At 62.6% G+C, this 12,820-nt stretch carries 3 protein-coding genes; 2 read left to right on the forward strand and 1 reads right to left on the reverse strand.

Annotation, left to right across the window (positions count from 1 at the left end; genetic code table 11):
* The first annotated feature begins 766 nt into the window (after positions 1 to 766).
* Together NI40_RS00270 and NI40_RS00275 are read left to right on the forward strand one after the other, a co-directional pair.
* Positions 767 to 11,305, forward strand: coding sequence for a hemagglutinin repeat-containing protein (locus NI40_RS00270; RefSeq protein WP_442855918.1), 10,539 nt, complete (start codon positions 767 to 769; stop codon positions 11,303 to 11,305).
* The gene (locus NI40_RS00275; protein ID WP_039263496.1) at positions 11,292 to 11,564 is read left to right on the forward strand and encodes a hypothetical protein; all 273 of its coding nucleotides are present in this window, start codon (positions 11,292 to 11,294) and stop codon (positions 11,562 to 11,564) included. Before NI40_RS00270 ends, NI40_RS00275 begins: the two co-directional genes overlap by 14 nt.
* Before the next feature lie 67 nt (positions 11,565 to 11,631).
* On the opposite strand, the gene NI40_RS00280 is transcribed toward NI40_RS00275, so the two are convergent.
* Positions 11,632 to 12,720, reverse strand: coding sequence for an AAA family ATPase (locus tag NI40_RS00280; protein ID WP_039263497.1), 1,089 nt, complete (start codon positions 12,718 to 12,720; stop codon positions 11,632 to 11,634).
* Positions 12,721 to 12,820: the final 100 nt, after the last annotated feature.

Consider the following 12,820-nt stretch of genomic DNA (forward strand, 5'->3'; position numbering starts at 1 on the left):
CAGCCTCGCCAGCGGCTCGATTAGCGCGAAGGGCGCGGGAGTGGCCCTCAGCGGCAGCCATCAGGCAGGGGGCGCGCTGAACGTGGCCAGCTCGCAGGATGTGGAGCTCAGTAACAGCACGCTCGCCAGCCAGGGCGACATGCGCCTTTCCGCTGCGGGGAAAGTGCAGATGACGGGCGGCGGGACAAACAGCGCGGGCGCGCTGGCGGTCAGCAGCGGGCAGGCGATGACGCTCAGCAATACCTCCCTTATCTCCCGCGGCGCGGCGACGCTGAACAGTCAGGACACCCTTACCGTCAACGGCGGCGGCGTGTCGGCACAGGGCGGGGCGCTGACCGTCGCGGGCGGGCAGGGGATGGCACTTTCGGATGCAACGCTGACGGGCCAGGCCGACACCACGCTGTCCACCGGCGGCAGCCTGACGCAGCGCGGCGGCAGCGTCACCGGCAGGGGCGCGCTCAGCGTGGCGGCCGGGAAGGATATCACCCTGACGAATACCCGCAGCGGAAGCGATACCCGCGCGACGCTCAGCAGCGGCGGCACGCTGTCATCCACGGGCAGTGCGGTCTCGGCAGGAGAGAGCCTGGCGCTGAGCGGCGGGCAGCTGGTGCTGGACGGCCAGAGCCGGGCCGATGCCGCGGCCGATATCCGCCTGACGGGCAGCACCGTCAGTAACCAGGGGCAGGTGAATGCGGGGCGCGACATTGCGCTCTCCGGCGACAGGGTGTCCAGCAGCGGCCTGCTGGCGGCGAAAGGCCGTCTGGACGTGAACGCCGGAGAGCTGACGAACGGCGGCACGGCGCAGGGCAGCGACGTCACCCTGAAGGGACAGACGGTGACCAACAGCGGCACCCTGCAGAGCGCCGGCAGCCTGGCGTTAAGCGCCGGAACCCTGGCGCAGCGGGGCACGCTGAGCGCGAAGGGCAATGCGGACGTCACGGCGCAGCAGGCCCTGCGTAACGACGGCAGCCTGCTGGCTGACGGCGCGATGAACGTGACCGCAGGCGTGCTTGAGCAGAACGGCACCCTGTCCGGCGCGACGGCGCTGACGGCGCAGGCCGGCACCCTGACCAGCGGTCAGGCGTCCCGCACGACCAGCCAGGGCAATATACAGATTACCGCGACCCGCAGCGCCAGCCTGAACGGGCAGACGGACGCGGCGGGGGCGGTCACCGTCAGCGCCGGCGACCTGACCACCGGCCGGGACGCGCACCTGCAGAGCGGGCAGGGGCTCACCCTGCAGGCGCAGAGCGCCGCGCTGAACGGCACCCAGGCGGCGAAAGGCGCCCTGTCGGTGACGGCGGGCACGATTGCGCACGCCGGGAAATCCACCGGTGACGCGCTGAGCTTTAACGCGACCGGCGACCTGACCAGCGGCGGCGAACTCACCGCCGGCGCCATTACTCTCAGCGGACAGAACATCCTCCAGTCCGGCGCCGCAAAAGCGGACCGCATGACCCTGACGGCCCCCGGGCGCATCACCAGCAGCGGCTCGCTGATTGCCGGTACCCTCTCCCTGGACGCAGCCTCGGTGGAGAACGGCGGGCTGCTGCAGGGGACCACCCTGCTCGGCCTGAAGACCGGTTCACTCGCGAACCTCGCGGGCGGGTCGGTTTACAGCGCGCAGGATTTAACGCTGAACGTTCCGGTGCTGACCAACGGCGGGCTTATCACCACCGACGGCACGCTGCGCATTAAAGGCGACACGCTGACCAACCAGGGTGAAATCAACGGCGTCAGCCTGAGCAGCGACTACCTCAGCCTGACCAGCAGCGGACGCCTGCTGGCGGACGACCGGCTCACCCTGAACGGCACTACTCTGGTTAACGCGGGCAGTATTGCCGCCGGCGACCTGCACATCACGGCGGACAGCCTGGAGAACCAGGGTACCGTCGAGGGGGACGCGGCCCTGACGCTCGGCGTGGCAGACATTACTAACCGCGGCGCGCTGCGCAGCGGCGGAACGCTGACGCTTAACGGCGACACCCTTACCAGCAGCGGCGAGCTCAGCGCCACCGCGCTGCTGCTGAACCTGACCCGTCAGGTCAGCAACGAGGCGGGCGGCCGGGTGATTGCCCGGGACGGCCTGACGCTGACCGCCGCCAGCCTGACCAACAGCGGGCTGATGGCCGGTACCGACGCGCAGTTCAACAGCGCGTCGGTGACCAACGGCGGCACGCTGCAGGGAACCCGCTCGCTGACGGCGACGGGGGCACAGCTCAGCAACCTGCAGGCGGGCATGCTGCTCTCCGGTGGCGCGCTCGGCCTGCACCACTCCACCCTGAACAACGCCGGGCTCATGCAGGGCAACACCCTGAACCTGGCCACCGGCGAGTGGATGAACACCGGTAACGCGCTGGGGGAAGCGGGCGTGACGGCGGCGGTGACCGGCGCGCTGACCAACAGCGGTAAGGTGCTCAGCCAGCAGGCGCTGGACGTTCAGGCCGGCAATACCGATAACCGGGGCCAGCTGCTGGCGAAAGTGCTGACCCTGCGGGGCGACCTGCAGAACAGCGGCCTGCTTCAGGGCAGCAGCACGCTGGCCTGGTCCGGCAACACCTTCGCGAACCAGACTCAGGGGCAGGTGACGGGCGGTGAGACCCTCACCCTGAGCGGACACACGCTCAGCAACGCGGGCAGCCTGCAGGGGCGCAGCGCCACGCTGGACGCCGCAGGCCTGAATAACCAGGGCAGCGTTCAGGCGCTGGACGCCCTGACGCTTGCCGCGACCGGCAGGCTGGACAACACGGGCGCCCTGCTCAGCCAGAACCTGTTCACGCTGACGGCGGCGCAGCTGTTTAACGACGGCCGGCTGGCGGGGAAAGCGCTGACGGTGAACGCCGCGCAGCTGACCAACACCGGCATGCTGCAGGGCAACGACACGCTGGCGCTGACCACCCGCGCGCTGAGCAACGGCGCCACCGGGCAGCTGGTGAGCGGAAGCGGCCTGAATCTGTCCCTGGACACGCTCGATAACGCCGGTCTGCTGCTGGTGAACGGCGGGCTCATCCTCAGGGGCAGCGACCTGACCAACCAGGGCGATATTCAGGCGCAGGACCTGGATTTGGGGCTGGGCAACGCCCTGAGCAATACCGGGAACATCGTGGCCACCGGCGATGCCGCGCTTCACGCGACGACGCTGACCAGCAGCGGCACGGTGGCGGGCAGAACGCTGACCGCAGGCGCGACGGAGCTGCGCAACAGCGGCCTGATGCAGGGCAGCAGCGCGGTTAACGCCGCCGCTGACCGCTTTATCAACGCGCTGAACGGCAAATGGCTCTCCGGCGGCGGCTTCACGCTGACGGGCGGGCAGCTGACGAACGCCGGCACGCTGCAGGGCGCGACGCTGGACATGACCGGCACCACCCTGACCAGCAGCGGCACGGTGAACGGGCTGGCGGGGCTCAGCGGCACGCTCGGCGGGGCGTTAACCAATACCGGGCTGCTGCAGAGCGGCGGCGCAACCGCCTTCACCGCGGACACCCTGGTGAACCCGGGGCGCATCACCGGCGGCACGCTCTCCCTGACCGCCCGCGAGATGAACAACGACGGGCTGATGCAGGGAACGAACGGCCTGGCGCTCACCGGCACCGCGCTGACCACGGGCGCGGCCTCGCGCACCCTCTCCGGCGGCATGCTGACGCTGGACGCAGGCCAGCTGGTTACGCAGGGCACGCTGCAGGGGAGCGGCGCGGACATCCGCGCCACCGGCGACTGGACGCACGGCGGGTCCCTGCTCAGCCAGGGGGCGCTGACGGCCGCAACCGGCGGCACGCTGACCTCGTCCGGCTCGCTGATGAGCCAGGGGCGGGCGGATATCACCGCGCAGACGCTGGATAACCGCGGGCAGCTCCTCAGCGAGGGGGACGTGACGCTCGGCGGCAGCATCCTTAAAAACAGCGGCACCGTGCAGGGGAACACCCTCGCGCTGCGCCAGGACAGCATTAACAACCAGGGCACCCTGACCGGCCTGCAGAGCCTGACCGTTCAGGGGCAGCAGCGGCTGATGGCGCGCATGGCGATGGCCGCGCCGCAGCAGGCGCTGATTAACGGTGCAGGCGGCAGGCTTCTCACTCAGGGCGCGCTGACCATTGCCTCCGGGGCGGTGACCAACGCCGGCAGCTGGCAGGCGCAGAACATCCTGCTTAACGCGCAGTCGCTCAGCAACAGCGGCACGGTGCAGAGCGCCGACGGGCTGCAGATGACGCTGGCCGACACGCTCACCGGAACCACGGGCAGTAAGATTACCGCGCTGGGCAGCGCCACGCTGCAGGCCGCGACGCTGGTGAACCAGGGGCAGTGGGCGGCGAAAAACCTGACGCTGACCGGCGGCACGCTCAGCAACAGCGGCGCCATCAGCGGGGTGAATGGCCTGACCCTCAGCCAGACCGGCGCGGTCAGCCAGCAGTCGACCGGGACCCTGCTCTCCGGCGGGGCGCTGAACGTCACGGCGGCCTCCGTCACCAGCGACGGCAAAATGCAGGGGAGCACGCTCGGCATCACCACCGGGGCGCTCACCAACGGCGGACGTCTGCAGGGCGATAACGGCGCGACGCTGGCCCTCAGCGGCACGCTGACCAACAGCAGCGGGGGCGAAATCGTCAGCCGCGATGGCCTGACGCTGACCACGCCCGCGCTGTTTAACTACGGCCTGATTCAGGGCGGCGGCGAGACGCGCGTGACCGCCTCCTCGCAGGCGCGTAACGACGGCAGGCTGCTTTCCGGCGCGCGCCTGACGCTCGGCACGCCGCAGTTCACCGGTACCGGCTGGCTGCAGGCCACCGACCTGATACTCAATGCGGCAAACGCCACTAACGGCGGCACGTGGGTGGCCGACCGGGCCACGCTGACCGGCACCACCTTTGCCAGCCAGGGCACCACCCAGGCGGGACAGCTGACGGTTAACTACAGCCAGCTGAACAACAGCGGCACGCTGCTCGGCAACGCGCAGCTGAATATTGGCGCGGACCAGGTGACCCAGAGCGCGGGCGGCAGGCTGCTGAGCGGCGGCAACCTGTGGCTGCAGAGCCGGGGGCTGGACCTGACCGGCCAGCTGGTCTCCCTGGGGGACTTAACGCTGCAGCTGACGAACGCGTTTACCAGCCGGACCGCCGTGGCGGCAGGCCGGACCCTGACCATCAGCAGCGGCGGCGACATCGATAACCGCAGCGTGCTGCAGGGGCAGGCGGTTAACCTCAGCGCGGGCGGGCAGCTCAGCAACAACGGACAAATCACCACCGGCGGCGGCACCAGCACGCTCTCCGGCAGCAGCGTGGCGCTCAATGCCGCGGGCACGGTGCAGGGCGGGGGCGACATCACCGTCGCCAGCCGGAGCAACATTACCGTCGACGGCTTCACCGGCACGCGCGGCTCGCTGACCCTGAGCGCGCCGGGGTCCATCGTCAACACCGCGCTGCTGTACGCGGCGAATAACCTGGCGCTGTTTGCTGACAGCATCACCAACCGGCGCGGCGACATCATGGCGGGGAACAACCTGTGGATGCAGCGGGATGCGGCGGGGAACGCCAACAGCCAGGTGGTGAACACGTCGGGGAATATTGAGACGCAGGGTGGGGATATTACGGTTAAGACTGCCAGCCTGTTAAATCAGCGTGATGGATTAACGTCAACCACAACAACAAGTGCGTCGCCAGCGTATGGTTGGGTTGGGCAGGCAACTGTTGACATACCTGTGTCGGTTCTCGGAATCGATACGCTTGTTCGGGATAAATACAGCACTTATACCCATGAGGGTTCTGGTACATGTGGTGGGGTTCCCTGTTTCTTGTATGAGGATACCCATTACTATTACAAACCAATTACAGGCTATGAAACACGTAAATATGCACTAAATCAGATAGCGCAGGTTGTAAATGCTGAGGGTGGAAGCGCTCGTATTTCTTCCGGGCGTAACCTGACTATCACTGCCGCAGAGTTGAACAATCAGGCGAGTGCAATCCTGGCGAATAGCAATATTACGCTTGCAGGAAACACGCTGAATAATCAGAGCTATCAGAGCGGAACTTATACAGAATATGCTGTATATAAATATGTAAGCCCTTCATATGGTGGAAGTTTTTCTGGATCCTACTTTCCAACCCATCGCAATACTTACTACGACAATGACGTAACCTATGTATTAGATGGGCATGTCACAGAAAGTGAAAATGGCGAAACATTCCGCGCCGTCATCCAGGCGGGCGGCAACGTCACCGCAAACTTCACCAGCAACATCAGCAACACTAATACCACCGCTAACGCGGGCGGCGTCAGTAACGTTATCTCCACCCCGTCGCTGAACACCCTCAGCAACCAGACCATCGGCAGCGGTGTGCAAAAGCAGGGGCTGAACGCTACCGGCACCGTGGCGGTGACCTCGCCGCAGTGGAACGATCGGCTTCAGGGGGCGCTGCAGCAGCTTAACGGCGGCGGCGCGCTGGAAAACGGCGGCGCGTCCGGCACGCCTCTCAGCAACGTTGCCACCACGCAGAAAGGCGATGCGAACCTCGGCCAGCTGGGCGCACTGGCGAACGCCGGGGTCACCACCGCCGATCTCCGAACCGCGCAGGGCGGCGCCGTCGGGCATTATCAGGGCCAGCGCGTCGATACCAGCGCTTACCCGCTGCCGTCGGGCAACAACGGCTATTTTGTCTTCTCCGACAACCCGAAAAGCCCGTACCTGATCGGCATCAACCCGAAACTGAACGGTCTCGGGCAGCTTGATCCCGCCCTGTTTGCCGATCTGAACGCGATGCTCGGGATCAAACCGTCGTCCACGGCGCCGCAGGAGACGCGGCTGGCCTTTACCGACGAGAAGCAGTTCCTCGGCTCGTCCTATATGCTCGGCCGCCTCAACCTGAACCCGGACTACGATTACCGCTTCCTCGGCGATGCGGCGTTCGATACCCGCTATGTCTCCAACGTGGTGCTCAACCAGACCGGTAACCGCTACCTGAACGGCATCGGCTCCGATCTGGATCAGATGCGCTATCTGATGGACAACGCCGCGGCGGCACAGCAGTCGCTGGGCCTGCAGTTTGGCGTCTCGCTGACCGCCGATCAGATTGCCGCGCTCGACCACAGCCTGCTGTGGTGGGAGAAAGCCACCGTCAACGGCGAAACGGTGATGGTGCCGAAGCTTTACCTGTCACCGAAGGACGTCACCGTCAACAACGGCAGCGTGATTGCGGGCAACAACGTCACCCTGAAGGGCGGCAGCATCACCAACGGCGGCAGCACGCTGCTGGCGAAAAACAGCCTGACGCTCGACAGCCAGAACAGCATCAGCAACCTCAGCAACGGCCTGATGAAAGCGGGCGGCGACCTGAACCTGAGCGCCATCGGCGATATCAATAACATCAGCTCCACCATCAGCGGCAAAACGGTCGCGCTGGAGAGCCTGGACGGAAGCATCAACAACCTGACGCAGGTTGAGCAGATTGATATCAACGCCGGAGGGAAGTACGGCAACATCGGCCTGAAAGACACGCTGCTGGGCAACACGGCGTCGATTACCGCGCAGGATGGCCTGTCGCTTGAGGCGGGGAAAAACATCACCGTCACTGGGGCGAACCTGGCCTCCGGCGGGGATATGCTGCTGAATGCGTGGGGCGATATTGCCGTCAACGCGAATCAGATCAACGACGCATTCAGCTCCAGCCGGGAGAAAACCAGCCGTTCGTCCGTCACGTATCAGGGCAGTAACGTCACCGCGGGCGGCAACCTGCTGGTGAATGCCGGGCACAACCTTGACGTGACCGCCAGCGACCTGAAGGCGGGCGGCAGCGCGGGGCTGAGCGCGGGCAACGATCTGAACCTGAACGCGGAGCAAACCAGTGAAAGCAGCCGGAAAGGGAAAAGCGAGTCCCACAGCACCGGGCTCGACCGCACCACGATTTCCGCAGGCGATAACCTGGTCCTGAAGGCCGGGCAGGATATCAACGCCCAGGCCGCCGCGCTGGCGGCGGAGAAAAGCGTCGGGCTGCAGGCGGGTCGCGACGTGAATCTGGCTGCGGAAGAGACCACGCAGGGCGACAGCTATAGGTCAGGCAAGAAAACCGTTATTAACGAATCGGTACGTCAGCAGGGAACCGAGATCGCCAGCGGGGAGAATACTCAAATCCTCGCCGGACGCGATGTGACCACCGAAGCCGCGCAGGTGACGGCGAAGGGCGATATCGGCGTGGCGGCAGGCCGCGACGTCAATCTCAATACCGCAACCGAAAGCGATTATCACTACAAAGAGCAGACCAAAACCAAAAAAGGTTTCCTCAGCAAGAAAACCACCCACACCATCGAGGAGGACAGCGCGACGCGTGAATCCGGCTCATTACTTAGCGGCGACAACGTGCAGGTGGTGGCGGGCAACAACCTGCGGGTGTTCGGCTCCGCCGTGGCGGGCGATGGCGACGTGCAGCTTAAGGCGGGCAACAATGTTGATATCGTTGCGGCCACCAACACCGACACCTCGTGGCGCTTTAAGGAAGAGAAAAAATCCGGCCTGATGGGCTCGGGCGGGATTGGCTTCACCATCGGTAGCAGTAAAAGCACGCACGATCTTCGTGAGAAGGGTACCACCCAGAGCCAGAGCTTCAGTACGGTGGGCTCGACGGGCGGTAACGTCGCGATTTCTGCCGGAAACCAGGCCCACGTCGGCGGCGCGGATCTTATCGCCGGGAAGGATTTAAGCCTCAGCGGCGACAGCGTCATCATCGAGCCGGGGCACGACAGGCGCACCCGGGATGAAACATTCGAGCAGAAGAAAAGCGGGCTCACCGTGGCGCTCTCCGGCACCGTCGGTAGCGCTATTAACAATGCCGTGAGCGCGGCGCAGGAGACCAAAGAGCAAAGTGATGGCCGTCTGAAAGCCCTTCAGGCCACCAAAACGGTGCTGTCCGGCGTGCAGGCCGGGCAGGCTGCGGATATGGCGGCAACCACCGGCGACCCGAACGCAATGGGTGTGAGCCTCTCGCTGACGACCCAGAAGTCGAAATCACAGCAGCATGCTGAGAGTGATGCGGTGGCAGGCAGCACGCTGAACGCAGGCAATAATCTCTCCATCACCGCGAACGGCAAAAACAAAGGCGCGAACAGCGGCGACATCGTGATTGCGGGCAGCCAGCTGAAAGCCGGGGGTGATACCACGCTGGATGCACAGAACGATATTCTGCTGTCCGGCGCGGCGAATACCCAAAAAACCAGCGGCAAGAACAGCAGCAGCGGTGGCGGTATTGGGGTAAGCATCGGTGCCGGAGGCAACGGCGCGGGTATCAGCGTGTTTGCCAACGTTAACGCCGCGCACGGCAAGGATAAAGGTAACGGTACCGACTGGACCGAAACCACAATCGACAGCGGCAAAAACGTCACCCTTAAAAGCGGGCACGACACCGTGCTTGATGGCGCCCAGGTTAACGGCAATAAAATCGTGGCAGATGTTGGTCACGACCTGCTGATGCGCAGCCAGCAGAACAACAGCGACTACGACAGCAAGCAGACCAGCGTTGCAGCGGGTGGCAGCTTCACCTTCGGCACCATGTCCGGCTCAGGCTATATCAACGCCAGCCAGGACAAGATGAAGAGCCGCTTTGATTCGGTGGCCGAACAGACCGGGCTGTATGCCGGGGACGGGGGCTTCGACATCACCGTGGGGCATCACACCCAGCTTGATGGCGCGGTTATCGCGTCCACCGCCACGCCGGACAAAAACAGCCTCGATACCGGAACGCTCGGCTTCAGCGATATCCACAACGAAGCGGACTTTAAAACCTCGCACTCCGGTATCAGCCTGAGCGGCGGCGGCAGCTTCGGGGATAAATTCCAGGGCAACCTGCCGGGCGGCATGATCTCCGCTGCGGGTAATAAAGGCCATAAGGAAGGCACCACGCAGGCCGCCGTGGCAGAGGGCTCCCTCACCATCCGCGACAAGGCAAACCAGAAGCAGGACGTGGCCGATCTGAGTCGCGACACCGAACATGCTAACGACAGCATCAGCCCGATCTTCGACAAGGAGAAAGAGCAGAACCGCCTGAACGCGGTTGGGATGATCAGCGACATTGGTAGCCAGGTGGCGGATATTGCCAGGACGCAGGGTGATCTTAACGGGCTGAAGGCGGCCCAGAAAGAAACCGGCGCAACACTCCCCGCAAACGCGACAGAGAAACAGCGCCAGGATTATCTGGCGAAACTGCGAGATACCCAGGCATACAAAAACGTGATGGTGACGTACGGAACCGGCAGCGATATGCAGCGCGGCATCCAGGCGGCCACGGCAGCGCTGCAGGGACTGGCGGGCGGCAATATCGGAGGGGCGCTGGCGGGCGCGTCGGCACCTGAACTGGCGTACATCATCGGTCACCGCGCAGGCATTAACGACGACAAGGCGGCAAAAGCGATTGCCCATGCCATCCTCGGCGGCGTAACTGCAGCCCTTCAGGGAAACAGTGCCGCAGCGGGCGCTGTGGGGGCCGCATCCGGCGAACTGATTGCGACAGCAATCGCCAGACAGTTCTATCCGGACACAGACCCGTCGAAGCTGACGGAAGAGCAGAAGCAGACCGTGAGTACGCTGGCATCTGTTTCAGCGGGCATAGCCGGCGGGATTGCTGGGGGAAATACGGCTGGTGCGGCGGCCGGGGCCAGTGCCGGGAAGAATAGTGCTGAGAATAACGCGCTGAACTTTGGCACGGGCATGGAAAATACTATTGCGGTTAACGCTGTATGGAAACAGTATGCTGTGGAAAACAACCTGACGCCGGAAGAAACACAGGCCGGGCTGAATAGGATCGCGAAAGGCGATATGCCGGACAGCACCAATATCACGAAGGTGATAGTTAATGGATCTAAGGATGGTGTAATGATAGCGGGAGCCGCCTATTTAGGGCCTGCGGCATCCATAGTAAAAGTTGTTGGTGGTGCTGTAATCGGTGAAATTGCTAATGGCAGTTATCAATGGTACGACTTAAGCAGACCAGGCCACGAAAACAAAAGCTGGGATTACTGGAGTAGTATGTCTGCGGGTATTACAGGGGCGCTGGCTCCGGGTCGTAATGTCTGGCAAAACGCAGGTATCGTAGCTGGAGGGACATTTTTCACAGATGGTCTTGATAAAAATGCCCTGACGGGTTCTGGGTTTAGCTGGGCAGTTGGTGGTGTGGTTAGTGTTATTGCACCGCCTGCATTGAATCCAGTTTTCGGCCCAAGCACCGGATTTGTTAGTGACATTATTGGTTCTGTTGGTGGCGAATTTATTGGTAATAAAATTAAAGATAAACTAAAAGAAAAGGATGCTAATAATGCTGGCAATTAAAAAACAACAAAAAATAAGTTTGAAGATTTTATTTTTAAGTGTGGTTTATCTTGTCGTTTGCTGTTTTATTTTTTTCTCGATAGCTAGTGTTGTTATAGACTTGATTTTCGATGGTAAGGTGAATTTAACGCGAGAAGTTATTATAGATATTATAGTTGTAAGCGTTATTACGGGGACTGCTGGAGGGCTGGGGTCTTGGATCTTCGCGAAAATAGATGAGCGTAAAGCCCGTAAATCTTCGCGTTCTGATACTGAATAATTTTCGATAATCCTGCCCATCTGTTGGCAGGATTTTTCATATTTACTTAAAAGAAAGAGAATGCGACCTACCCCAGCCTCTCCACCTTCGTCTCCCCCTCCACCATTGACAGCTGATACAGCGAAAACGATCGCTGTTTCTCAATCAACTTCGCCAGCTCCGGCGAGTGGCTGGTGAGCCAGATCTGCGAGTAGCGGCTGGCCTCGGCGATTAAGCTCGCCAGCGCGGGCAGCATCTGCGGGTGCAGGCTGTTTTCCGGTTCGTTCAACGCGATAAACGCCGGTGGGCGCGGGCTTAACAGCGCCACCGTCAGGCACAGAAAGCGCAGGGTACCGTCGGAGAACTCCGCCGGTTCCAGCGGCCTGCTAAGACCTTCGCGCTGCATCATCATGCGAAAACGTCCGCCGGTGTTGTCGCTGTAAAACACGCAGCCGGGGAAGGCCTGGTCAAGGATGCGCATCAGCAGCAGCTCGTCGCCGATCTCGACGATAGTCTGAAACGCGGCAGCCAGGTTGGCACCGTCGCTGGCCAGCACCGGGGAGCGGAAGCCGACCTGCGGGGCGCGCATCGCCGAGCCGATTGATACAGAAAACTCATGATAAAAGCGCCAGTTACGCAGGGACTCGCGCATCTGCGACACTTCCGGGTAAAGATGCGGTTCGCCGAGCTGCCCGAACACCGATTCGTTCTCGTACAGCGTGCCGCTGTGGGTCACTTTCTCGTGATGCACGTTGTTCAGAAATACTGCCTGGTTCTTACGCTTCATCAGCTGTGACGAAGGCCGACGGTGCTGACCGCTCAGCCAGATGGACTCCTCTTTGATCACCGGATCGAGCTGAAACTGCGAGGGATAGGGCAGCTTCTCCACAAACCCGACCTGCAGCTCGTATTCGTAGGTCTCTGTTTCCACCGCCAGATTCATCCGCCGCAGCTGGTCGCTGCGGGTTTTGCCTGCCCAGAACACCTTCAGAATGCCGCCCTCGTTTGCCAGCGCCTGGGAAAATTGTCCCTGGGCGGCGCTGTGCATCAGGTGTATCGCCTTGTAGATATTGGATTTCCCGGTGCCGTTCGGCCCGAAGACGATGTTGAGCTGCTCCAGCTCCAGCGACATGTCGCGGATGGATCGGTAGTTTTGAATGTGCAGGGTGTTGATCACTGGCAGGCCCCTTTTTGCAGAATAAGCCTGTATATAATCACAGTCTTTGAGATGAAATGCAAAAAAGAGACGACAGTGAGGATGTCGTCTAAACGGGGTA

It is taken from the genome of Enterobacter sp. E20, assembly GCF_000801755.2.
GTDB lineage: Bacteria > Pseudomonadota > Gammaproteobacteria > Enterobacterales > Enterobacteriaceae > Enterobacter > Enterobacter asburiae_B.